This window comes from Finegoldia sp. P1-F-LS, from assembly GCF_052932205.1.
Window position 1 is genome coordinate 81,171 of record NZ_JBRFJH010000001.1, and the last position, 25,455, is coordinate 106,625.

At 29.0% G+C, this 25,455-nt stretch carries 21 protein-coding genes and 2 tRNA genes; 22 read left to right on the plus strand and 1 reads right to left on the minus strand.

Features of this window, described 5'->3' with window-relative positions:
* Positions 1-36: 36 nt before the first annotated feature.
* The 11 genes from ACU68Y_RS00615 to ACU68Y_RS00665 all read left to right on the plus strand — a co-directional run bounded on the left by ACU68Y_RS00615 (position 37) and on the right by ACU68Y_RS00665 (position 13,285).
* Complete coding sequence (locus tag ACU68Y_RS00615) at positions 37-1,002, plus strand: RluA family pseudouridine synthase (protein WP_446755203.1); 966 nt, start codon at positions 37-39, stop codon at positions 1,000-1,002.
* Entirely contained in the window at positions 995-2,617 is a 1,623-nt protein-coding gene (locus ACU68Y_RS00620; RefSeq protein ID WP_311433080.1) for a nucleoside kinase, read from the plus strand. Before ACU68Y_RS00615 ends, ACU68Y_RS00620 begins: the two co-directional genes overlap by 8 nt.
* Positions 2,607-5,285 (plus strand): PD-(D/E)XK nuclease family protein, encoded by a 2,679-nt coding sequence (locus ACU68Y_RS00625; protein ID WP_446755204.1) that lies wholly within the window; start codon positions 2,607-2,609, stop codon positions 5,283-5,285. The genes ACU68Y_RS00620 and ACU68Y_RS00625 overlap by 11 nt, the downstream gene beginning before the upstream one ends.
* The gene (locus tag ACU68Y_RS00630) at positions 5,278-8,181 is read left to right on the plus strand and encodes a UvrD-helicase domain-containing protein (protein ID WP_446755205.1); all 2,904 of its coding nucleotides are present in this window, start codon (positions 5,278-5,280) and stop codon (positions 8,179-8,181) included. Before ACU68Y_RS00625 ends, ACU68Y_RS00630 begins: the two co-directional genes overlap by 8 nt.
* Before the next feature lie 36 nt (positions 8,182-8,217).
* On the plus strand, positions 8,218-8,907 hold the full coding sequence (locus ACU68Y_RS00635; RefSeq protein ID WP_002838205.1) for a response regulator transcription factor: 690 nt from the start codon (positions 8,218-8,220) through the stop codon (positions 8,905-8,907).
* The gene (locus ACU68Y_RS00640) at positions 8,907-10,313 is read left to right on the plus strand and encodes a sensor histidine kinase (protein WP_002842287.1); all 1,407 of its coding nucleotides are present in this window, start codon (positions 8,907-8,909) and stop codon (positions 10,311-10,313) included. Before ACU68Y_RS00635 ends, ACU68Y_RS00640 begins: the two co-directional genes overlap by 1 nt.
* Complete coding sequence (locus ACU68Y_RS00645) at positions 10,297-11,766, plus strand: hypothetical protein (RefSeq protein WP_002839373.1); 1,470 nt, start codon at positions 10,297-10,299, stop codon at positions 11,764-11,766. The genes ACU68Y_RS00640 and ACU68Y_RS00645 overlap by 17 nt, the downstream gene beginning before the upstream one ends.
* Before the next feature lie 150 nt (positions 11,767-11,916).
* Positions 11,917-11,992: transfer RNA gene (locus ACU68Y_RS00650), tRNA-Lys, on the plus strand.
* An 18-nt stretch (positions 11,993-12,010) separates the two neighbouring features.
* Positions 12,011-12,086: transfer RNA gene (locus tag ACU68Y_RS00655), tRNA-Lys, on the plus strand.
* Positions 12,087-12,179: 93 nt separating this feature from the next.
* Positions 12,180-12,560: a hypothetical protein gene (locus tag ACU68Y_RS00660; RefSeq protein WP_002839428.1), complete on the plus strand. Its 381-nt coding sequence runs from the start codon at positions 12,180-12,182 to the stop codon at positions 12,558-12,560.
* Positions 12,560-13,285 (plus strand): HAD family hydrolase, encoded by a 726-nt coding sequence (locus ACU68Y_RS00665; RefSeq protein WP_012290514.1) that lies wholly within the window; start codon positions 12,560-12,562, stop codon positions 13,283-13,285. Before ACU68Y_RS00660 ends, ACU68Y_RS00665 begins: the two co-directional genes overlap by 1 nt.
* Before the next feature lie 97 nt (positions 13,286-13,382).
* On the opposite strand, the gene ACU68Y_RS00670 is transcribed toward ACU68Y_RS00665, so the two are convergent.
* Entirely contained in the window at positions 13,383-14,054 is a 672-nt protein-coding gene (locus tag ACU68Y_RS00670; RefSeq protein WP_446755206.1) for a class A sortase, read from the minus strand.
* 167 nt (positions 14,055-14,221) lie between these two features.
* Between ACU68Y_RS00670 and mraZ the strand changes: the two genes are divergently transcribed.
* From mraZ to nrdR, 11 genes are all read left to right on the plus strand, one after another.
* On the plus strand, positions 14,222-14,653 hold the full coding sequence (gene mraZ, locus ACU68Y_RS00675) for a division/cell wall cluster transcriptional repressor MraZ (RefSeq protein ID WP_002838414.1): 432 nt from the start codon (positions 14,222-14,224) through the stop codon (positions 14,651-14,653).
* A 7-nt stretch (positions 14,654-14,660) separates the two neighbouring features.
* On the plus strand, positions 14,661-15,599 hold the full coding sequence (gene rsmH, locus ACU68Y_RS00680) for a 16S rRNA (cytosine(1402)-N(4))-methyltransferase RsmH (RefSeq protein WP_446755207.1): 939 nt from the start codon (positions 14,661-14,663) through the stop codon (positions 15,597-15,599).
* A gap of 35 nt (positions 15,600-15,634) precedes the next feature.
* On the plus strand, positions 15,635-16,024 hold the full coding sequence (locus tag ACU68Y_RS00685) for a hypothetical protein (protein WP_035113105.1): 390 nt from the start codon (positions 15,635-15,637) through the stop codon (positions 16,022-16,024).
* Positions 16,024-18,243, plus strand: a complete 2,220-nt coding sequence (locus ACU68Y_RS00690; RefSeq protein WP_446755208.1) for a penicillin-binding transpeptidase domain-containing protein — start codon at positions 16,024-16,026, stop codon at positions 18,241-18,243. The genes ACU68Y_RS00685 and ACU68Y_RS00690 overlap by 1 nt, the downstream gene beginning before the upstream one ends.
* Positions 18,244-18,338: 95 nt before the next feature.
* On the plus strand, positions 18,339-19,301 hold the full coding sequence (gene mraY / locus ACU68Y_RS00695) for a phospho-N-acetylmuramoyl-pentapeptide-transferase (protein ID WP_012290519.1): 963 nt from the start codon (positions 18,339-18,341) through the stop codon (positions 19,299-19,301).
* 7 nt (positions 19,302-19,308) lie between these two features.
* Complete coding sequence (gene murD, locus ACU68Y_RS00700) at positions 19,309-20,634, plus strand: UDP-N-acetylmuramoyl-L-alanine--D-glutamate ligase (RefSeq protein WP_446755209.1); 1,326 nt, start codon at positions 19,309-19,311, stop codon at positions 20,632-20,634.
* A 4-nt stretch (positions 20,635-20,638) separates the two neighbouring features.
* Positions 20,639-21,748, plus strand: a complete 1,110-nt coding sequence (locus ACU68Y_RS00705; RefSeq protein WP_446755210.1) for an FtsW/RodA/SpoVE family cell cycle protein — start codon at positions 20,639-20,641, stop codon at positions 21,746-21,748.
* Positions 21,745-22,857: an undecaprenyldiphospho-muramoylpentapeptide beta-N-acetylglucosaminyltransferase gene (gene murG, locus ACU68Y_RS00710; RefSeq protein ID WP_316534296.1), complete on the plus strand. Its 1,113-nt coding sequence runs from the start codon at positions 21,745-21,747 to the stop codon at positions 22,855-22,857. Before ACU68Y_RS00705 ends, murG begins: the two co-directional genes overlap by 4 nt.
* The gene (locus tag ACU68Y_RS00715; RefSeq protein ID WP_012290523.1) at positions 22,844-23,566 is read left to right on the plus strand and encodes a cell division protein FtsQ/DivIB; all 723 of its coding nucleotides are present in this window, start codon (positions 22,844-22,846) and stop codon (positions 23,564-23,566) included. Before murG ends, ACU68Y_RS00715 begins: the two co-directional genes overlap by 14 nt.
* A 333-nt stretch (positions 23,567-23,899) precedes the next feature.
* Complete coding sequence (gene ftsZ, locus ACU68Y_RS00720) at positions 23,900-24,982, plus strand: cell division protein FtsZ (RefSeq protein ID WP_002838455.1); 1,083 nt, start codon at positions 23,900-23,902, stop codon at positions 24,980-24,982.
* Complete coding sequence (gene nrdR / locus ACU68Y_RS00725; protein WP_002836229.1) at positions 24,982-25,434, plus strand: transcriptional regulator NrdR; 453 nt, start codon at positions 24,982-24,984, stop codon at positions 25,432-25,434. The genes ftsZ and nrdR overlap by 1 nt, the downstream gene beginning before the upstream one ends.
* Positions 25,435-25,455: the final 21 nt, after the last annotated feature.

A 25,455-nucleotide genomic window follows, 5' to 3' on the forward strand; every position in this document is an offset into this window, starting at 1 on the left:
AATGATTTTTTAAGAATTTTTCAAATAGGAGTAATAATGAGACATATAAATATAGACAATTCAAATAGCAATCAAAGAGTAGATAGGTTTCTTATGAAATTGATGCCAAAAATGAGCAAAAATCATATCCAAAAACTTATTAGAACTAAAAAAATAAAAGTAAATAAAAAAAGGACAGAACCTGATTATAATTTAAAAATTGATGATGTGGTAAATATTTATTTGTACGATGAAGTAATTGAAAAATATCAAGATAATAGAATATACACTGCTGATGATTTTAATTTGGATATAATTTATGAAGATGATGATTTGATATTGATAAATAAAAAAACTGGAGTATTATCTCACGCAGCAAACCCACAAGATTATGGGAAAAATATAGTAGACATGATGGTAAGTTATTTGATTAAAACAAACCAGTTTAAACCAACACAAAACTCTACATTTACACCAGCTTTAGTTAATAGATTAGATCGAAACACATCTGGTATTGTCGTTGGTGCAAAAACATACGATAGTTTGAAATATTTCAATGATTTATTTAAAAAACACGAAATTACCAAGATTTACGAAACTATTGTAGTTGGCAATCTTAAAGATCAAACAATTGATTTGGCATTGGAAAAAGATAATGATAAAAACAAATCTGTAATTAATTCTAGTGGCAAAAAAAGCATGACTAAAGTATGGAATGTGAAGAATTTCGGAAAATATTCTCTAGTAAATGTTGACTTGTTGACTGGAAGAACTCATCAGATTAGAGCTCATTTATCTCATATAAATCATCCAATTATAGGTGATATTAAATATGGAAACAGAGAAGTTAACAAATATTTCAAGAATAAATACGATTTGAATTTTCAATTATTGCACTCATACAAGCTAGTATTTCCAGAAAAAATGGAAAAATATCAAAAATACGAATCTATGGTTTTTGAAAGCAAAAGAGATGATTTATTTGAAAAGATATTGAACGATTTGGAGAGCAAATATGATTAAGATAATTAACAACAATAAAATATACGACTATGAAGATAAAACGATTTATGATTATGCTATTAAATATGGATTCGAAGATAGCATTGTCGCATTAAAAAACAATAAACTTGTCGATATTATGAGTTATGTTGAGAATGGAGATACAATTGAGTTTGTAAATGAAAAAAGTGTTTACTCACAAGACACATTGATGCAAACTGGTATTTTATTGTTGCTATTGGCATTTAAATTAAAATTTCCAAAAGACCAATTGGAAGTTGAATACACAATTGGTGACTACATGTATCTTGAATTTGAAAATAACAACGAAATTCATTTTAAAGATTTGGAAGAAATTAGGAAATTGATGGACGATTTGATTAATCAAAATCTGAGAATTGAAAGAGTAAAAGTTTCTAGAAAAGAAGCTTTTGATATTTTCGAAAAGGAAGGCTACATTCAAAAATCAAGACTACTAAAAAGTTTAGATAAAGAAGAGGTGTATCTGTACAAATGTCTGGATCATTACTTTGGAATAGAAGGATTTGTTGCTCCATACACTAGATTTTTGAAATACTACAAACTTATAAATTATTTTCCAGGAATTGCATTGAGTGTTAGCAATAACAATGAATTTACTGATTTCAAAGAACAAAAAGCACTATCCAAAATATTTTCCAAATCAAAAAAATGGACAGATATGTTGGATATAGGATATGTGGGAAGCTTGAATGAAAAAATTCAAGATGGTAATATGGATTTTTTAGTTAGTGTTAATGAAGCTTATTTTGAAAACCAAATTTCTTATATAGCAGATAAGATAATTTACAATAATGCAAGATTAGTACAAATATCTGGTCCTTCCTCATCTGGCAAAACTACAATGGCAGAAAGACTTTCTGTGCAATTAGCTGTCAGAGGCAAAAATCCTATACCTATTTCTATGGATAATTATTTTGTGAATAGAGTAGACACGCCTTTGGATGAAGATGGAAATAAAGATTATGAATCTATTAATGCACTTGACTTAAAAACATTTAACACAGATTTAATGAGATTATTAGAAGGAGATTATGTAAACCTGCCAATTTATAATTTCATTACAGGAGAAAGAGAATATGGCGACACTTACACGAAACTAGATAATAATGGAATTATTATTGTCGAAGGAATTCATGGACTAAATCCAAAACTTACAAGTCTAGTTCCAGAAAAAGATAAGTACAAAATTTATGTGTCAGCATTGACACAACTTAGTATTGATTGTCACAATAGAATTTCAACTACAGATATGAGACTTATGAGAAGAATGGTAAGAGATTTTGTTCAAAGAGATAAAAGTGTCGATGATACATTATCTGAATGGCCAAGAGTTCATGCCGCTGAATATATCAATGTTTTTCCTTATCAAAATGAAGCAGACAGCATAATAGACTCATCATTAATTTATGAAATTAATATTTTGAAAAAATACGTTTTGAAATTAGTAGATAATTATGACAAGAATGGTCCAAACTTTACAGAAATTGAAAGGTTAAAATCGATTTTGAATTATTTTATAGAAATCAAAGACGATTCAATAGTTCCTAAAAACTCGATTTTGCAAGAATTTATAGGAGATTATGATGAACAATAGAATTGTATACACTAATTCAAATTCTTCAAAACTTTTTGACGATAATATATCTTATTTAAAAAATCAGATTACGAATGGAAATACTGATTTTATTTTGATTTTGCCAAATAGAAAGTTGATCAAAAATATTCGAAACAAGTTTTTGAAAGAACAATCAGTGTTATGTGATGTGAAGATATGGACGATTGACGATTTAGTTAATGCTTCAGATATTTCAACTTATTTGACAGACCTTATTTTGAGAATAGCTATTCAAGAACTCATTGATGAAGGTGAGTTTGAAGATAATAAATTCTTCAATTCGAATGGAATGATAAATTCATCCAAAAGATTTATTTCTGCATGCAAGTATTCAAATAAAAGCACAGATGATCTTGGAGAAATTTCAACACACAATGTTAGCTTAAATATTTTGAGCAAAGTATACGAGAGATACCAAAAAATTATGAGTCAATATAATCTTCTGGATAAATTTGATGCCTATGAAACACATAATTTCAACATACAAAATAACAAGGATATTTACATTCATGGATTCAGTGAGTTTCGCCCAATCGAATTGGAAATTATAAAGCAGTTAAAAAATTACGATATCAATGTCTATGTTTTTGTCGATTATTACAATGAATACAAAAGCAAATTGGCAAATCAATTGCAAGATATTGGATTTGAAGTTGTTCAAAACGATGAAAAATCAAATCCAAACAAATTTATAGAAAAAAAGGTTGTTAAATTAACCAACGAAATATTAGAAAAAGACAGACTAATCGATGAGATTGCAAATGATTCATATATCTATGACTATAATAAAATGGCAATTCTTTTAGAAAAGGATTCATCAAAAAGAGAAATACTAAACACTTTAAAACTACACGATATTCCAGTTTTTGGAGACGATTATATTTCATACCGAGACTACAAAATTTTTTCTGATATTATTAATCTATTAGATAAAAATAGATCTTTTAAGCAGTATATTTTTTCTTTACTAGATAGTTGTTTTCTTGAATTTGATTTGAAAGATAAAATTAATTTCAGAAATATATTGTCGGATTTTGATTTTGACAAATGGGAAGATTTAGAAAAAATTTTAAAATTAAATGTAAATTACGGAACTAATTTAGAAATTTTAGAAAAAATTAAATCATATTACCATTCTTTTATAGAAAAGGACAATATGATTTTGTCTAATCTTATTGAGCTTGTTCAACAAAAAGAGAGCGAGGATGTAGGATTTAAATTGTTTGCTGAAAAACTTTTAATAATCCTTGAGGATTTGGACAAAACATATGCTGAACTTGTCAAAAAGTCGAAAAATATTAACTCTTATTTGATAGATTTGATAAAAAATTTGAAAGTGGATTCTACAGATTATTTGGTTGATGGAATTAGAATATACAGCTTGACAGATATTAGGCTTTCAAACTATGATGTTTTATACGTCGTAAATATGAATGATGATGTAATTCCAGGGAAGATGAATTATGATTTCTTTAACAACGAGGACAACATAGTTTTTCTACAAAACAATGGAATTGATATTTTGTCTGATGCAGATAATAGAAGACGAAATATTGACAGATTTATTGATGCTGTTAGCAGAGCGGATAGGAAAATTTATCTATCGTATAATACTGAAAGCAATGTAAAATCAAGGTTGATTTTAGATAAAAATATAAAACAAAATCAAAAAATCGCTAAAATTAATTCACAAAACATCAAAAAAGTCGATACCAAAAAATTACACAGTATATCAGTTTATGAAAAATATTCTCTAAAACAACACTTGAACAGAATTGAAAGTAGAATATCATCAAAGGATATTTCTGATTTTGAAGTAGACGATAAGACTACTCAATATATTTTGAACAAAGAATTATCATCAACTAAACTTGAAACATACTTTGAATGTCCAATGAAATTTTATTTTAGATATTATTTGAAACTAAGACCACAAATAAAATCAAGACTATTGGATATTGGAACTATTTTGCACAACACATTAGAAGAATTTTACGGAATTAATATTTCTCAAATAAAAGATGCTATTGATGGGAAGTGTGAATTAGATATATCCAGTTTAGATGGTTTACTTAAAAATTCATTTGAAAAGTTCGGCTTAAACACAGATATCAAGGAAAATGAATTCGATTACGAAAAATACTTAAATAAACTCAAAGATTTTGTGCGAACTGATATTTACAATATGAAAAACGAAAGAGAGAAGTTCTATCCATTCAAATTAGAGGAAGATTTTATCATTAGTTTGGATGAAAGTACGAAATTTACTGGAAGAATAGACAGAGTCGATAAAACAGATTCAGGTAAGATTCGATTAATAGATTACAAATTATCAAAGAATAGTTTCAGAAAAGCAAAAGATTTGGATAAGAACAAAGGATTTCAATTTGCAATTTATTCTTCATATGGAGATGTTGTAAGCTGCAAATACAAGAGCATTAAAGATAATGAAGAATATGAATTTCTTCAAAATATTTCAAAAGCTCAACTAGATGAAATAATGATTCAAAAAGTAAATGAGTTCAGAGAAAACATTAGAAATAAGAGATTATTTATAAAAGCGAGTGATGATAATTCTTGTAAATATTGCGATTATAATAAAATTTGCAAGTTAAAGAACACAGAAAAAGAGGCTAGAGATGATTAAATTTAGCGAAAATCAAAAATTAGCTTATTCTACTATAAATCAAAATGTGTGTGTAAATGCAGGCGCAGGAACTGGTAAAACAGAAGTAGTATCTGAAAGATTTAGATATATGTACGAGAAAGGAATTGATATCAAAAGTATCGTGTGCATAACTTTCACCAACAAAGCTGCTGATGAAATGAAGGATAGAATCATTCAAAAGCTAAATAATCCTAGATTGATTGACGATATAAACGTATCTACGATTTCATCTTTTTGCAAAAAAATAGTATCAGATAATTCGTACTATTTATCTATAGATCCTAGTTTTCAAATCATAGAAGATGATCAAGCTAACAAACTGCTCAATGAAATTTTTGACAAAATCCTAGAAAATAGAATTGATTTTATCAAAAAACTTGGTAGAAAGTTAGATATTTCATATTCAGATACACTTAAAATTATCAGAGATTCATTCAATAAATTAAGAACCAACAACATTGATTTTAAGCTAATCAAAAGAGAAACACTTCTTCTATTAACTAATTTGAGAAATGTTGACGATGAAGATATAATCGGAATCAAAAATTATCTTTTCGATTTAAAAGAAGAATCAGGTAGTATCAAAGGACTTACAAAAAATAGCAGACTTTACAAATTTTTGCATGATGATAAGCAAAATTTGGAAATCCAAGAATTTACTCAATTTTTGTTAGAAAGTTATGATAATTTGGGAGAGAGCAAGAAAGAAAATGTTCAAGAAATTATAGATGAAATTAACAAGAGAGTTGATGCTATACTTTCTAATAAAGAAAAACAATATGTAGATTTGTATGAAGGCTTTTTTGATATTTTAATAGATATTAATAGGGAGTATTCAATAAAAAAGAATGAAAAAAGCTTTCTGGATTTTAATGATATTGAAATAATGTGCAAAAAAGCTTTAGAAAATGAAGATATTCTTAAATCTTGTAAACAAAAATACAAATATTTTATGATAGATGAATATCAAGACACATCAAATCTTCAACGAGATATTTTTTATATGTTGTGCAGCGATAACGAGGCTTTAGATAGAAATAATCTTTTCGTAGTAGGTGATCCTAAACAAGCTATATATAGCTTTAGAGGAGCTAACATAAAAGTATTCGAAAAAACTAGAGAAGACATCAAAAAAAGCGGCGGAAAAGATATAACTTTCCATGAAAATCACAGAACTCATCCAAATATTATGGAACCGATTAATTATATTTATTCCAATAAAATGAAGAATAGATATGATAGCTTAATTGCAGTTAATGAAGTGGGAGATGTTATCGGCAGAGATGAGTTTAAGCTCAACAATAAGGATGCAAAAACAAAAGATGATTCAACAGATGTTCTGGTTTCTTACATCAATAAAGATAATTTCAAAGACACTGCAATCTTAGCTAGAACCAAGAATGATTTCTCTGAATACGAAAAAAGTTTGAATAACAGAAATATTCCGTATTATATTTTCGACAAACAAGGATTAGAAGAGTGCAGAGAAATATTAAATCTGATTCAGTTCATAAAATATGCAAGGTATAGTGATGAAATAAGTAAAGTAGGAATTCTATCTAATGTTTATGATGTGGATTACAATGAAATATTAAACCAAACTGAGAACTATCAATCAACTATGAAAAAAATTGATGAGGAAGTTGAGGATTTCACTGAAAATCTTACAAAATATACGCTATATGATTCAATATCCAATTATATTGAGAAAATTGATTACTTAAGAATATTTGATGATCTTCAAGCAAAAGCAAATGTTATTAAATTTTTGGAAATTGCAAAGCAATTTGATTCCAACAACTACAGTGTAGAAGATTTTGTAGAGTATTTTGAAAATAACAGTAATTTATATCAAATGTCTTATGAAGACGAACACAGCGATTTGGTCAAACTTATGACTATTCATAAGTCAAAAGGTTTGGGATTTGAAAAAGTTATAGTGGATAATTTGTCAAAACCTTCGAATAACAAAGATAAATTTCTATTATTTATAGACAACGAAAACATTCAGATGCAATTCGTATTGGATTTTCCTTTTTCAAAATTTAGAATGTCTAAAGTTGAGAAACTAATAGAAGAAGAGGAAGACTACGAAGTTGATAACGTGTATTATACAGCATTCACTCGTGCTAAAAAAGAATTGTCGTTTTCAAATTCGAAAAAATCAGGACATTTTAAGCAAATTAGTCCATATATTGAAGATTTGCAACAAAGAGGTAGCATCAAGTTTTTGGATATGAGAGATATACCTTTTTTATTGGAAACAAAAGAAATTAATTTCAAAAGAGCAGAACCGAAAAAAGTTGAAATTGAAAAGTTTATTCCTATTGGTATTACTAGTATATTAAATTCTGACGAAGAAATTTTTGAAGGTAATCTTAAAAAAACTACAATAAATTATATATTGCTCGGTAATTTGGTTCATATGTATGCAAAATTATCTGACGGAAACAATATTCCACATATCACAGAAGTAGATTTCTTAAATAACGATGAAAAGAAAATTTTCGATGTTGCAACTGAAAATTTTAACAAATTTATAAAAGATTTTTCCAATTATAAAAATGAAATGGATTTTAATTTATTGTACGAAAATCTTATGATTTCTGGATTTATGGACAGAGTAGAATTTAGTGATAGTGAAATAAAAGTTTATGATTATAAAATAAGTTCACAATCACAAGAATACTTGTACGAAAAATACCACATGCAATTGAAGTTTTATTCTTACGTTTTGAACAAAAAATACAATAAAAATATTAAAATGATTCTTGTAAATTTGAGAAAAGGATATGTAATAGAGAAACATTACGACAAAAATTGTGAACAAGAGGTTGAAGATTTTCTTAACAATTATTTAAATCAATTGAATTAGCTAAATTATGGGTTATAATAATACATGAGGTGTGATATGAGTATTAAAGTTCTTTTAGTAGAAGATGAAGATAATATTAGACAATTTACAAAAATAAATTTAGCAAGAGAAGGATTTGAAATTTTGGAAGCGGATTCTGGAGAAAAAGGAGTAGAACTTGCAGAACTAAACAAACCAGATGTTGCAGTATTGGATATAATGCTTCCTGGAATTGATGGGTTTGAAGTATGCAAAATCCTAAGAAATAAATTTCCAAATATAGTTATCATAATGTTAACTGCAAAAACTCAAGATAACGATAAAATCGAAGGGCTTGAGAGAGGCGCAGACGATTATTTGACAAAGCCTTTTAATCCTCGCGAGTTGATACTTAGAATAAAATCTGTTTTAAGAAGAAGTCCTCAAAAACAAAATAATAGTCAAATTATTGAAGATGAAACATTCAAGCTTGATATGTATTCGAGAACCTTTTATAAAAATGGCAAAGAAATTACATTAACTCCAACAGAACTTAGCATCATAAAACTTTTGATGCAAAATCCTGGAAAGGCAATTACTAGAGATGAATTGATGGATAAAGCATGGGGTGAAGATTTTATTGGCGATGCAAAAATAGTAGATGTTAACATGAGAAGATTGAGAAGTAAAATTGAAGAGGATTCAACTCATCCAAAATATATTGTTACGGTTTGGGGAGTTGGTTACAGATGGGAAAATAAAAAATAATGAGTATTAAAAACAAAATAATGTATTCCTTTGTATTTTTAACAAGTATTACTGCGATAATACTTGTTATATTTTCGATTTATGCTACAAAGTTTTACTATTATTCCACAATGGAAGGTGTTCTTAACAACGAAATAAGATATTCTACAAATTTGTACAGTTCCTACATGGCTGATTATGAATTAGATGAAGTAATCGCAGAAGATAAAAACCAATTTTATCGACAAACAGATTGTCAAGTACAAATTTTGGACAATAACCAAATTGTTGTATTTGATTCCATTGCAAGTCCCAATCTAGGAAAAAAAATAGAAACATCTGATGTAGTAAACGCGGTAAATGGCCAAAGTGGTAGCTATACTGGAAAGGTCAGTTATTCTGATTCAAATATAATTTCAGTATCCGTTCCATTAGAATCTCGTGGAAAACAAGTCGGAGTTTTAAGATACATTTCAAGTTTAAAAGACGTTGACAGAGCAATAAGAGTGAAGTCAGTTTCGTTTGCACTATTTGGATTTTTAGTAATACTATTTAGTATTTTATTGAGCAAAATTCTAACAAAAAGTATTGTAAAGCCAATTAATAGCTTAGCAAAAACAGCTGAAAAAATGGCAAAGGGCAACATGGAAGTACGAGCAAAAGAAAATAATACCGATGAAATTGGAAGATTAGGAATGACTTTGAATTTGTTAACGGATAATATCAACAAAAAAGAACAATTAAAAAATGAGTTTATTTCCAGTGTCTCACATGAATTGAGAACTCCATTAACTTCTATCAAAGGATGGGCACAAACGTTAAAATACGATCCTTCGGATTTAGAAACAACTACAATGGGAATTGATATTATAGATAGTGAATGTGATAGACTGACAACTATGGTTGAAGAATTGCTTGATTTTTCAAGATTTACTTCCGGAAGAATTTCTATTGTAAAAAGAAAACAAAATCTAATAGAATTAGCTGAGCATATCAAAAATCAATTACTTCCTAAAGTTCGTTCCAAAGGCATTGATTTGATACTGAATTACGAAAGCCCAGAACTAATTGCAACTTTTGATGAAGATAGAATCAAACAAGTTTTTATAAATATTTTGGATAATGCTATAAAATTCACACCGGATAAAGGAACAATAATTATTAATATTGAAAAAACTGAAAAATTTGTAGAAGTATCCATAATAGATACTGGAATTGGAATTTCATTTGAAGAAATCGAATTAGTAACTGGTAAATTCTACAAAGGTTCTAATTCAAACTCACATGTTGGTTTGGGGCTTTCTATTTGTGAAGAAATAGTAAAACTTCACAAAGGCGAGTTGATGATTAAATCTAAGATAGATGAAGGAACTACTGTTTCATTCACATTGCCATTAGGAGATGATGAAAATGAAAAAGACAACTAGTATATTGATAGGTACGATTGTTTTGATATTATTGATTGTTTTTATAATGTTTAGAAATAAAGAACAATCAGCAGTCGAAAATGTAAAAGTTCCTGATAATAATTTATTGGTCGCAGCAGGAGTATGGCAAATAGACAAGAAAGAAAGCTTCGCAGATTCTAAATCAAAAATATCAGATGAAATAGGGAAATTTTATGTCGATGAATCAATAGTTGTTTTTGGGAAAAGATTTACAATCAACCCTAAGTTCTCGTCAAAATTTGTAAGCTTACAAAATTATATTAACAAGAAGACAAGCGATGAAAATTTGAGTAAAAATTTTTCTAAAGATAAGAAAATGGTAATTACCATTTCTGATGGCAGCAAGTTTTACCAAGATGTAGTTGTAATGGATAAAAACAATCTAATTCTTCCATATAATGGCGTGCTTTATTACATGAAAAAGACGGAGAATAAAGTTAGTCGAACATTTATTGAAAACTACCAATCAACATATGAAAGCAAGTATTATGAAAACAAAGGAAATAATTTAAAAGACAAAGAAAATATTGCCATGTTAATTGGTATTAAAAATAAAGTTGTACGAAATGGTAAAAGTGATATTTCATACAGGACTATTTTATTAGATATTGACAAGAAAAATAGCGCTCAAATTTATCAAACATCAGCATTGTTTTTCCCAAGGAAAAACGGATTTTGGATAATGGAATATAAAAAGAACGAATTCGATAATAATTATGTAGAACAATTTATAGCAAAACCAGTTTATTCAGGTGAAAATATAAAGGACAATAGAAAATTAGAATTTGATTTGCCTTCAGAAATAACGTATCTTGGCCCAGAGTATATTTCTATTTTGAAAATAAAAGATCAATTTGAAAATTATTCTATTTTTGATATAGATAAAATGAGTAATAATAATGAACTTAATATTGACCAAATCGGGGGCAAAGAAGCTGTCAATGTCTTAAAAAGTTCTATAGCTGAGGAATCTGCTGACCCTAATATAGAGGTAACTACTGAAGATAAGAATGAAGATTACAAAAACATAGGAATAACAAGAAATTCTGGTAAGTGGAGTTATCAAACTCAATACACTTTAAAAGATAATAACGAAATTAAATTAAAAAATATAAACTTAAATATAGTTTCACATTTGAATATATCAACAGATGAATTATCGATGAACTGGCAATCAATTAAAAATTTAAAAAGCAGTGCTTTAGATGCATATTCATCTCCAGATAAAAGAATATTAGTTGTACAAACAACTGATGAAATTTTAATTTATGATTACTCTAACGACAATAAATTGATAGGGAGTATTCCTATAACAAAAGATGATTCCATTATAATGAGTGAATGGGCGATAGGTAACTATGCTGAAATGTGGAAAAAAGAATTTAAAAACAATGAAAAAATCCCATCTTCATTCATAATTAATCAAAGGTAATAAATTTATTAAATTTAAAATAAGAAGTAGATAATTTTGAAAATTATCTACTTACTTTTATTTATAGCTTTAATCATAACATTAAAATTATTTAAAACTCTTTACAAATTCTTAAAATAGTGTATAATAATATTGTTGTGGTAAAGATGTGCGCCTTTAGCTCAGTTGGTAGAGCAACTGACTCTTAATCAGTGGGCCCAGGGTTCGAGTCCCTGAAGGCGCACCATTTTTTATAACTTAATATGCGCCTTTAGCTCAGTTGGTAGAGCAACTGACTCTTAATCAGTGGGCCCAGGGTTCGAGTCCCTGAAGGCGCACCATCTAATCCGAGTTCACTCGGGTTTTTTTATTTGAAATAATTAAGCAATATAAAAATTCAATATATATGATATAATAAAAAAAGGAGGATAGACATGAAATCAATTTTATCTGTAATATGGAAATACAAAGCAGTTAGCTTCCTATTTTTTATATTCGTTGCAATTTTATTGCTTATTGTACATTTCTTACATAATAAATTACAAAGCAAACAAAAAAAATATGTTTTTACTGCTGTATTATTTGTTATATCAGCAATACTTTTTGTAATGTCCATGCTATCTATTTTAAATAAGATAGGACTTACACTATTAATGATGTTTACTTTTACATTTTCGTCTGCCGTTATTTGTTTAGCGTATTCTTTGATTTTAGATGTAATGAATCCAATTACCCATAAGAAAAAAAACTTGGAGTTTCGCAATATAATTGATAAGTTCGACAGATTAGTTGAAGAATCTAGGAGTACAAAATAATGAAAATTGGCGCATTTTTTGATATTGACGGAACGATTGCGAGAGATTCTCTAATGATTGAGCATTTCAAAAAACTAGTCAATTTTGAAATAATTGATCAAAAATTATACTACGAAAAAGTGTATCCGGCCTACCAAAAATACGAAAAAAGAAAAATAGACTATGATGATTATTTGAACGAACTAGTTGATGTGTACAAATACAACTTGAAGGGATTTAGTAGTGAGTTCAACGAATTTATATCTAATCAAGTAATCAGCCAGGTTAAAGAAAAGGTATACAGATATACTCGTAAGATGATAGAATTTCACAAGGAAAATAATCATTTGATATTTTTTATTTCTGGAAGTCCTGATTTTTTAGTTAAAGAAATGGCTGAAAGTTACGGAGTAACAGAATACAGGGCATCTTTGTATCTAAAAAAATCGGGGATGTATACTGGAGAAGTTGTTCCAATGTGGGATAAAAATAGCAAAAAAGCAGTTATCGATAAAATTGTTGAATCTTATGATATTGATGTGGATAACTCATATTGTTACGGTGATACTTCCGGAGATTTTTCTATGATTAATATGATGGGAAAACCTACAGCGATTAATCCTACCAAAGAACTATTTGAACTAATAAGAGCTAATGAGAAAATAAATGAAAAAACAAAAATTATAATTGAACGAAAAGATGTAATTTATGATTTTCCTAAAAATGGTAAAATTTTAGATATTTAAACAGCATAATAGACTCTCCTCACAATAATGAGGAGAGTTTTTTATATGGAAAAACCGCTGAAGAATTTTAAGATTCTCAGCGGTTTAAATTTTTACTTTAATTTTGTTTGAAATAATTTTTGTCGTATTTAAATGATCTAACGAGCTTTCCGATTTGAAATACTCTGTTGTCGGGGTCGTTTGGCATATCGCATGTCATCAAAGAAATAATTGGTTTGTTATCATATTTTTCAATTCTATCGTCATCTAACATATAAAAAGCATAAGAATCAGTAACTTTTCTATCTACAATTTCATATTCGTATATGTTTTTCTTATCTGTAATGTAAACTTTAGTACCCTTTGTCAAATCATACACTTTACTAAATAAAGAGCCATTTCTCTTCATATAGTGACCAGTAAGTGTGTAATTTTTTTCTCCCATTTTTTGGCTTTCTTTCATTGTGGCTGCACCACTTAATAAATGTTCATCAGTTACACCACGATGTATAGGAAGACTCAAATTATAGTCAGGGATAATTATTTGTCCAATAACATTTTCTCCACTTATAGCTGTAAAATTAAACAATGACGTTGTTGTGCTAATAGAGTTTACAGCATCAAAGTCGTTTTTGAATTCCTTTTTGTTGTTCTGTTCCATTTCTGTGGATGATATATCATTACTTATATCATTTTCACTGTAATAAGTAGGTATTAATCTGGCTGCGAAATATAAAGCGAAAAGTAAAATACCTATTGTCATTAAAAATATTCCAAATTTTTTTCTCATATTCATCCTCTTTAAAATTTATTACGTAGAGTATTTTAACATATAATTAAATTTTAGTAAATATCATAAAGAACAAATATTCAGAACAGATAAAAACATTGATATCATCATATATAAAAGATATTATTAATGTAGTGGAATGAAAGTGGAACAAAGTGGAGGGAAAAATGTTTATCAATGAATATTTTCATAATATAGACTCAAAAGGTCGCGTTATTATGCCTTCAAAATTTAGAGATGAAATAGGAGAAGAATTCTACATTACAAAAGGAATGGATGAATGTCTTTTTGTATATCCTGTATCCGCTTTTATCCAAATGACTGAAAAGCTTAATAAGTTGTCATTGACTAGAAGACAAGCAAGAGCGTTTTCAAGGGTGTTTTTTGCAGGTGCTAGTAACCAAGAAATTGATAAGCAAGGAAGGTTTTTAATTCCTCAATCCTTGAGAAGCTATGCAGATATAAAAAAAGAAGTTGCAATTATTGGGGTATCCAATCGTATAGAAATATGGGATAAAGAAAAATGGGAACAATACTCTAATGATTCTTCACTAAACTATGACGATTTAGCAGATGATTTAAATGATCTTGATTTGTAGGTGAATTATGGAATTCAAGCATGTGCCAATTTTATTAAATGAATGCATCGAAAATTTGAATATCAGAGACGGCAAGATTTACGTGGATTGCACTGTAGGTGGTGCTGGACATTCCAGAGAAATTGCAAAAAGAATTGGCGATGGAAAATTGATTTGCTTTGATCAAGACGAAGACGCATTAAAAGTCGCTAAAGACAGACTAAAAGAATTTGGAGATAAGGTTATCTTCATAAAAGATAATTTTAAGAATATAAAAAGTGATTTACATAACTTAGGCATCGAAAAAGTCGATGGAATTCTAATGGATATAGGTGTTAGCTCGTATCAAATTGATGAAGATAGCAGAGGATTTTCTTATATGCATGATGCTGATTTGGATATGAGAATGGATCAATCCAATCCAATAAGTGCAAAAGATATTGTGAACACTTATTCAAAAGAAGACTTGGAAAATGTTATTTTCAAATATTCAGATGAAAAATGGGCCAAAAGAATTGCTGAATTTATATGTAATGCTAGAGAAAATAAACCAATTTATACTACTTTCGAATTAGTTGAGGTAATTGAAAAAGCGATTCCTAAAAAGGTTAGAATGAATCAAAAAGGCCACAGCGCTAAGAAAACTTTTCAAGCAATTAGAATTGAAGTTAACAAAGAATTAGATGTTTTGGAACAGGCTGTAGGAGATTCTATAGATTTATTGAATCCTGAAGGCAGAATTTGCATAATAACGTTTCATTCTTTGGAGGATAAAATTTGCAAAGATATTTTCAGACAAAGACAGAAAGGTTGTATATGTCCTCCGGAAATTCCAGTTTGTGTTTGCAATCATAAACCAGAAATTAAGATTATTACTAGAAAGCCTATAGAACCTTCAAAAGATGAATTGATGCAAAATTCTAGGGCTAGAAGTGCAAAATTAAGAGTAGCTGAAAAGATTATTTAATTTGTAGATTATTTGACTGATAAATGGAGACAAAAATGGGTAACGCGCAAAGAAAAATCGAAGTTTTTCCACAATACGTAGAAAAAAAAGAATTAGAAGTAAAGAAAATTGAACAAACAAAAAAATTAAATAGACCAAGCAGAAAAACAAATCTTTTTTCTACATTTAACAAGGTGATGATTTGTGTGGTCATTTGTTTATCCATTTTAGTAATGAATCGTTACTCTAAGATTCAAAGCATGTCTAGTGAATTAAAAGAAGTAAAAAATCAGGTAATGCTAACAGAAGGTAATCGAGATGTGATAAAATCTAGTATAGAAAGCAAATTAACTAATAAAAACATTGAAGAAATAGCAAAAAATAATTTGGGTATGCAATTTCCTGAAAATGCTCAAATTATGTACTTAAAATTAGAGGAAAAATAATGAGAAGGCGCAATTTAAGCAAAGGAAAAATTAATAAAAATTTCAATAAAAACTACAATTCTCGTATTGTAGTTTTATTTTGTATATTGACATTTATTGTTCTACTAATAGTAGGGAAGTTGATTTATTTACAATTAACTCCGGCTGGAGATAAATATCGAAAATTATCTGCAAAACAAAGTACCAATACTATTAATATTGACGCTGAAAGAGGAAAAATATTGGATACAAATGGGGAAACGTTGGCTGATAATGTCGTATCAAATAATTTGTATGTGAATGCCACGTATTTAAATGATCAAGCAAAATCTAATTTAGTAGATTCATTAAGCAAAAGTTTAAGTATGAAGCCAGAAGAGTTAAGAAAAATTTTAGAAAAAAAGAAAACTGTTTTGGTTAAGCCTTCGTTATCTAAAACTGAAATAGATAATATAAAAAAATTGCCTATTAGTAACCAGAAATTCATCAGTGTTGTATCTGAGAAAAAAAGATACTATCCAAATAAGGAAATGTTATCTCAGGTTTTAGGATTTACTAATGTAAATAACGATGGTGTTGTGGGTTTGGAAAGCTTTTATAATTCTAAATTAAAAGGCAAACCTGGTAAAAGAATTCTGAATAGTTCTGTTAATCGATCGATAGATTTATCAGATGACAGCTCTGTAATAATAAATCCAGAAAATGGATATGATTTAAAAACAACCATAGATATTACTATCCAAGGTTTTGTAGAAGATAGTTTGAAGGATATCGAGAATAATTTCAAACCAAAATCTGCTACGATTATTGTTATGAATCCGAATAATGGAGATGTTTTGGGAATGGGATCTTATCCTAATTATAATCCAAATGACCCCAAAAAACCGCTTTTAAAAGAACAATTAGATGAATTAAATGATTTGAAAAAAGAAAATGACGAAGATAAAATCAGTAAATTTTATTTTAATATGTGGGAAAATAAGGCAACTTCATGGACTTATGAGCCAGGAAGCGTATTTAAAACAATAACAAGTGCAGCTGCAACTGAAGAGCACACAGCAACTCAACATTCACATTATTTTTGTAATGGATTTATTAGAGATATTCCTGGTGTTGTAATTAGGTGTGAAAGATACTGGAATCCACATGGAGACGAAACATTCCAAGAAGCCTTTAATAACTCTTGCAATATTGCTTATGTCCACATCGGTAGAGATTTGGGAAAAGCAAATATGCAAAAATACGTAAATGGGTTTGGATTTAATCAAAAAACAGATATTGATTTGCCGGCAGAAGAATTGGGGATAGCTCCAAAAAGTGTAAAAGACATTGATGCCGCTAGACTTGCTACACTTTCTTACGGCCATGGAATATCAGCGACACCCATTCAAATGTTGACCGCTCTAAATTCGATTGTAAATGGTGGTATGTTAATAGAACCTCATGTAGCGAAGGAATTTATATCAAAAGATACAAAAAAGGTAGAAAAAGTTCAACCAAAAGTCAAAAGACAAATAATTTCAGCACAAACTTCTAAGCAAATTAACAAAATGTTGCAAGGAGTTGTCGATGATGGAAGTGGTAAAAAGGCTGCAATACAAGGATTTGGAATTGGTGGTAAAACTGGAACGAGTATAAAAATTGAAGATGGTAAATACACTGATAGTAAAACTACTGCATCTTTTTTCGGTTCTTTTCCAACGGATCATCCAGAATACACAGTTTTGGTTGTAGTAGATGAGCCCCAAAGAAAAAATGGAGGAAGTGCTGTGTGCGCGCCTTCTGCAGGTAAGATTTTTTCGAAAATTATTGAATATAAAAGGATGAACAAAACTAGATTAGACACCGTTGATTCAGATAAAATTACTGTTCCTGAATTAGAGGGACTTACATTGAAGTTAGCTGTTGATAAACTAAATTCATTAGGTTTAAAATCTAAAGTTACAAATTCAGATTCAAACTTGAATTCAATTGTAACATCACAAGAAACAGCAGCTTATTCTAAAGTGAATAAGGGAGATATTATTGAGCTCACAACAGGAAGCGTTGAAGACTCATTAATTAGAATTCCGGAGATAGTAGGATTCACAGTTGAAGATGCTGTGGATACATTAAAAAAATACGGAATTAAGAATATTGAAATTAAAAATGGCAAAAAAGGGAAAGTGGTCAAAACTGATCCTGAAGAAAACAAATTGATTGATCCAAAATCTTATATTAAAATTTATACTGAACAATAAATAACACTGAAGAATGAAATTATCGTGTGGTATAATAAATACTTATGAGGTATAAAATTGGACATAATTTGTGTTCATAATTTAAGGAGAAAAATATGAATTTTAAAAGCGAAATTTTAATGTCGATGCTATTAGCGATTATAATTTCATTGATATTGGGAAAGTTTATAATCAAGATTTTGAGAAAAAAACATATTGGTCAAGAAATCAGAGATGATGGGCCCAAATCACATTATTCAAAAGCCGGTACACCGACTATGGGAGGTATTATATTTATCATATCTACATTGATTACTGTGATTGTATTCAGGTTGTTTAATAGTGAAGTTTTATTGGCGATTTATGGAATGATTGCTTTTGGAGCAATTGGTTTTATAGATGACTTTATGAAATTAGTAATGAAGCGTTCATTGGGATTAAACGAAAAACAAAAACTTGTATTGCAACTTTTGTTTTCTGTTATTGCTTGCTTCTTAATTAAACAAGTAAATCCTAACTTTACAAAACAAGTTATTCCATTTTTCCATAAAACAGTAGATTTTGGTTTAATAACTTACCCATTCTTGATTTTCGTGATGATGGGAACATCTAATGCCACTAATCTTACTGATGGATTAGATGGACTTGCAACTTCTGTTTCAATTCCAGTATTCATATCTACAAGTATTATTATGTACAACTTGAATTCTACGGCTAGCATATTCAGTATTATATTTGCGGGAAGCCTTTTGGGATTTTTAGTGTACAATTCAAACCCAGCAAAAGTATTTATGGGAGATACTGGATCAATGGCTATTGGCGGAGCATTAGTAATGATTATGGCTATGTACGGATTGAGTTTGTATTTAATTATTTTAGGATTTGTTTACATGATTGAAGTATTGTCAGTAATCATTCAAATGACAAGCTACAAATTGCGAAACAAAAAAAGAGTATTTTTGATGAGTCCAATACATCATCATTATGAATTAAAGGGATATAAAGAACAAAAAATAGTATCAACTTTTATGGTTGTATCAGTAATTACAAGTTTAATTACATTATTAGATATATTGTAGGTGAAATATGAAGAAAATATTAGTATTTGGATTAGCAAGAACAGGAATATCAGCTCTAAAAACATTAAAATTAAAAGGATATGATTTGGGAGCAATCGATGATAATATTGACGAAGAAAAAACAAAAATATTAAATGAATTAGACGTTCGAATAGAATCTATAGATACTATTGATAAGTACGATATTATTTTAAAAAGTCCGGGCATCAGAATGGATAATCCAGTAATATTAAAGGCTAATGAATTAAATATCGAAGTTGTTAGCGATTTGGAATTGGCACAAAGAATTTTTGGAGATATTAAAATTGTAGCTATTACTGGTACAAATGGCAAAACAACAACAACTTCATTGATGACAAAAATGTTGAATGATTCAGGTAGAAAAGCTATTTCAATAGGTAATATAGGAGTAGGTATGTTGTGGGAAATCTACAACAGCGATAAGGACACATTTTTTGTTATTGAATGTTCGAGCTTCCAACTAGAAAGTACGAAACATTTTAAACCTCAATATTCATGCATAATCAATATTACTCCAGATCATATTGATTGGCATGGGAGTATGCAAAATTATGTAAATGCAAAAAAGAATGTACTAAAAAATCAAGACGAAAATTGCTACACTGTACTTAATGCAGATGACGAATACTATGAAGAATGCAAAAAATTTACAAAAGCAAATGTATACGATATTTCTACATCAAAAAATGTTAAAAGAGGCTCATTCATAAAAGATAATTCTATATATTTTTCTGATTCAGATTGCGATAAAATCATTGATTTAAAAAATGTTCAATTAATAGGCTATCATAATTATCAAAATGTTTTATTCTGCGTTACTTTAGCAAAATTGATAGGAATAAATGATGATAGTATTAGAGAAACTTTAATGAGCTTTTCTGGAGTAGAACACAGATTGGAATTTGTAAGGGATTTGTCTGGAGTAAAATACTACAACGATTCTAAGGGAACAAATGTAGATGCAAGTGTTAAGGCAATAGAATCTTTTGATAAGAATGTTATTATATTGGCCGGTGGATATGACAAAAAAGTTAGCCTGGATAATTTTTTCATAGCTGGTAAAGATAAATTTAAAGCTTTGATTTTAATGGGACAAACTAGAGATTTGTTCGAACAAAAAGCTAAAGAATATGGATTTAAGAATATCTATTTGGTAGATGATATGAAACAAGCAGTAACTCAAGCTAACAAAATAGCCGAAAGTGGAGATGTAGTTCTACTTTCACCAGCTAGTGCAAGTTGGGGAATGTATTATAACTATGAAGAAAGAGGAAACGAATTTAAAGATTTAGTAAATAATTTGCGAGGATAGAGGCATGAAACTTTCAAAAGATGGGAAGGCTTTATTGTATATAACAGTTTTCCTGACAATTTTTGGAATAATTATGGTACTAAGTTCAAGCTGGCCAACAGCTGTAAGTGAACACAGAGCATGGTATTACTATGGACTAAGACAGGGTATTTTTGCTCTTCTTGGATTTGTTTTCATGCAGTTTACTGGTGTTTATGACAATGAGAATTACAAAAAAAATGCATTGTGGATTTTTTTAATCTCACTCATTTTGTGTGCATTAGTATTTACACCTTTAGGTAAAGAAATAAACTACGCAAAACGATGGATTAAGATTAAATCATTTAGTTTCATGCCATCGGATATTCTTAAATTTGCATCAATTAACCTTGCCGCAGCAATAGTATCACAAAAAATAAATAAAATTAAAACCTTTAATGAAGGTTTTTTAAGAATGATTTTCTTAGTTGCAGTATCAGGTGGAATTGTATTTATGCAACCTGACTTATCAACGGCAATTGTAATCATAGGAAGTGTATTTTGCGTATTTATGGTGAGCGGTTTGAATTTTAGATACATTGTGTCAACGTTATTAACAACACTGGTTTTCGGATACATAGCTATTTTCAAAGTAAAAATAGGTTATAGTAGAATTGACAGAATAATAGCTTTTGTTGATCCATTGGGCAATTTAGAAGATGAAGGATGGCAATTATCACAATCATTAGCAGCTGTGTCTAATGGCAGTTTTCTCGGTAGCGGATTGGGCATGAGTAAACAAAAATTTTTGTATCTATCGCAAGCTCATAACGACTTTATCTTCGCAATTATTTGTGAAGAATTTGGGTTTCTAGGAGCGCTGATTTTAATTATAGCTTATTTTGCATTCTTAGTTTGTGGAATTAGAATTGCAATGAAAACAAAATATATTTATTCAAAGTTATTGGTTTCTGGAATACTTTTTGTAATCGGAATACAAGCTTATGTTAACATGACAGTAGTTACAGGATTAATTCCTCCAACAGGATTGACCTTACCATTTATTTCTTATGGTGGAACGTCTTTGATGATTATGTTGGGATTAGTTGGAATAATCTTAAATGTAGACAGGAACAATGAAGAGGAGAGAAAATGAATATCATAGTATCTGGCGGTGGAACTGGTGGACATATATATCCAGCAATTTCATTAATAGAAGAATTAAAGAAAAGAGATAAGGATAATAAAATCCTATATGTAGGCACCGAAAAGGGATTGGAAAGTAGCATTGTACCAAAACTAGGAATAGATTTTAAAACTATACATGTGAGAGGAATTCCGAGAAAAATAAATGCGAATTCTTTTAAAGCTTTGAAAGAATTATTTCAAGGATTAAGAGAAGCAAATAAAATCCTCAAAGAATTCAAACCAGATCTTGTCATAGGAACTGGTGGATATGTGAGTGGACCTATATTATACAAAGCCACTAAAACTAAAGCGAAGGTAGCTTTTCATGAGCAAAATAGTTTTCCAGGAATTACGAATAGAATTCTATCTAGATATGTTGATAAATATTTTGTGACATTTAAAGAATCGATTAAATATTTCAAAAATCAAGATAAAGCTGTAGTAACAGGAAATCCAATTAGAAATAGATTTACTGATATTGAAAAAAACAAAAAATCTGCGCTCGAACAATACGATATTTCAGAAAATAAAAAGGTTGTATTTATTTTTGGCGGTTCAAATGGTTCTGAAATATTAAACAAAGCAACATTGAATATGATTGAAAAAATATCTAATCAAGATAAATTCGAAATAGTTTTAGCTACAGGTAAGTTGAACTACGATGAATTTATGCAACAATCAGGAAAAGAAATCAAAAACTTACACGTTTTCCCATATATCGATGATATAGATAAAGCTTATGCAGTATCTGATTTAATAGTGACAAGTAGTGGAGCTATAACATTAGCTGAATTATCTTTCCTGGGAAAAGCATCTATACTCGTTCCAAAAGCATATACAACTGAAAATCATCAAGAGCATAACGCCAGAGCTTTTGAAAAAAATGGAGCAAGTAAAGTAATATTAGAAAAAGATTTGAACTCTGATACATTGTTTGATCAAATTAACGAAATATTAAGTGATGATAATTTATTAAATGAACTTTCAGAAAACTCTAAGAAAATGTCATATCCAACTGCTTGTAAAGATATCGTAGATGAACTTTACAGATTGGTAGAACAAGATGAAAAAGCTTAGAACGGTTATTATTGTCGCAATATCACTATTGATTGCACTCATAGTATATTTATGTGCTACAATTGACTATTTTTCAATAAAAACAATAAAGGTTAAAAACAATAAAATAGTAAAATTATCTGAAATAAAAAATTATGCTAATTACTCATTAGGAGAAAATATTTTTAGATTTAACAAGAATAAATTACAAACTAAAATTAGTAAAGATATTTATATTAGAAGTGCGAATATCAAGAAAATTTATCCGAATACCATAGAAGTAACAGTAGAAGAAACGAAAGATATTTGTTATTTTGAAATTGGAAAGGATAAGTTTTTTGTAGATTCTGATTTTAATGTGGTAAAGAACAAAGATAGAATTGATTATTCTAAGATTGTTAAGATAGTTGGAGCAAATGAAAATTTGTCGAAAATAAATAATTTAGAATCAGATGAAAAGTTTTACGAATTTTTGAAGAATCTTTTTTCTCATAAAGTTTTAAATCAATTAACTGAAATTAATGTTTACAATGCAAGTGATATAACTTTGCTTACAAAAAATGAAATAAGCGTGTTTTTTGGAGATTTAAATGATTCAGAAAAGAAATCTAATAATATTTCAAAAATTTTGAATGAAATTAGTACTAAAAGTATAAACACAAAAATAGTAGATACTAAAGATCCTAAAAAACCATTTTTGATAAAAGAAAATGCAGAACAAAGTGAGTAAATACAGTTTCTGTAAATCATCGTAAAGAAATAAAGCAAGATACACATTGAAAATAAGGTGTATTTATAATACATTAAATAAAAACATGATACAAAACTGGAAACATTATCAAATTATTACAAGCGTCGCCAAAAGGATACAAAGCAATAATAATACAAAATAGAAATGCTAGATACAAACAACAAAAAAGAAATTTTAGAAAAATTATACTATAGATACAACAACGCTACAGTGTGAGACAAAAGCAGGTTTTTAACAAAAAAACGTTGAACTTGTAGTATAATTAAATCATAGAGATTGAAATAAATTTTAATTACGAATTAGGAGGATGTTATGACTTTTGATATGGAACTAGAAGATAATGATTTAGCAAAAATCAAAGTAATTGGTGTTGGTGGCGGTGGAAATAACGCTGTCAAGAGAATGAAAGAAGAAGGTTTACAAGGCGTTGAATTCGTAGCGGTAAATACTGACAAACAAATTTTAAATAATTTAGATATTAATACTAAATTACAAATCGGAAGCAAGATTACTAAGGGTTTGGGAGCCGGAGCTAATCCTGCAGTTGGTATGAAAGCTGCTGAAGAAAGTAGAAACGAAATCGAAGAAGCACTTGATAAAACAGACATGGTATTTGTAACTGCTGGTATGGGTGGCGGAACTGGTACTGGTGCTGCACCTATAGTTGCACAAATTGCAAAAGAAAAAGGAATTCTTACAGTTGGCGTTGTAACAAAACCATTTACTTTTGAAGGAAGAAAAAGACAAATGCAGGCTGAACAAGGTATCGAAGCTTTAAAGGGAAAAGTTGATACATTGGTAATAATTCCTAATGATAAATTATTACAAATTTCAGACAAGAGAACTACAATGTCAGAAGCTTTTATGATGGCTGATGAAGTTTTGATGGATGGTATTCAAGGTATCTCTGATTTAATTGCTGTACCTAACTTAATTAACTTGGACTTTGCTGATGTTAGATCCATTATGCTAAACCAAGGAATTGCTCACATGGGTATTGGTAAAGCGAATGGAGACAACAGAGCTATGGAAGCTGCAAAACTTGCAGTAAAATCTCCATTATTAGAAACATCAATCGGAGGAGCAAAAGCTGTTTTGATTAATGTTACAGGAAAAGAATTAGGATTATTCGAAGTTAATGAAGCTGCAGAATTAATCAGAGAAGAAGTAGATCCAGACGCTAATATTATATTTGGTGCTGGTATTGATGAGTCTTTAGGTGACGATATCAAAATAACTGTAATTGCAACAGGATTTGATTCTGATAACCCAATGGCTAACAAATTAAAATCAAATAAAAAGTCTGATCCAGTTTCTCAAAAATCAGAAGAAACTTCTGAAAAAGATCATGATGATATAGAAATACCTTCATTCTTGAAGAGAAGAGGATTCTAATGAAATGTCCGTTCTGTAATGCATCTGATACAAAAGTTGTAGATACTAGAGCATCTGAAGACGATAAAATTGTTAGACGAAGAAGAGAATGTATTTCTTGCCACAAAAGATTTACTACTTATGAAAGATATGACTTTAATAATCTTACAGTGGTAAAAAAAGATAAAAACAGAGAAGCTTTTGATAGAGATAAAGTGTATCGTGGAATGAAAAAGTCTTGTGAAAAAAGACCTGTTCCAGATTCAGTGTTGCTTGAGGCTACTAAAGAGATAGAAGTTGAATTAACACATAGCAATAAAAGGGAGGTAGATTCATCTGAAATAGGTGAATTAATAATGAAAAAGCTTAAGAAAATTGACAAGGTTGCATATATTCGTTTTGCTTCTGTGTATAGAGAATTTACAGATGTTAAATCTTTTAACGAGGAAATATCAAAATTAGATAATGAATAAGGTCGGGTAAATATCCGACCT